The organism is Rugamonas rivuli (assembly GCF_009380165.1).
Classification (GTDB): Bacteria; Pseudomonadota; Gammaproteobacteria; order Burkholderiales; family Burkholderiaceae_D; genus Rugamonas; species Rugamonas rivuli.
The window spans coordinates 1-302 of sequence record NZ_WHUF01000026.1 but is presented as its reverse complement, the minus strand read 5'-3'; the positions used below and the strand labels follow the sequence as shown (position 1 = coordinate 302).

Genomic DNA, 302 nt, shown 5'->3' with positions numbered 1-302 from the left:
AGGGTCGTTCGAGACCAGGACGTTGATAGGTCAGGTGTGGAAGTGCAGTAATGCATTAAGCTAACTGATACTAATTGCCCGTACGGCTTGTCCCTATAACCTTAGCAGGTTATGGTGAATGAGAAGTGCGTTGAAACGTTCGTTGATACAACTTCATTACCCCATTACTTACTTTTTCCAGATTCGGAGCGCCGCTGAAAGCGTCGCTCGTACAAGTCAATGCCTGATGACCATAGCAAGTTGGTCCCACCCCTTCCCATCCCGAACAGGACCGTGAAACAACTCTGCGCCGATGATAGTGC

Annotated in this window: 2 rRNA genes; both read left to right on the top strand. The window is 49.0% G+C overall.

The features are described 5' to 3' along the window. Positions 1–95 (top strand): 23S ribosomal RNA (locus GEV01_RS30595); the annotation flags it as partial. Between the two features lie 127 nt (positions 96–222). Further along, a 5S ribosomal RNA gene (rrf, locus tag GEV01_RS30590) occupies positions 223–302 on the top strand; the annotation flags it as partial.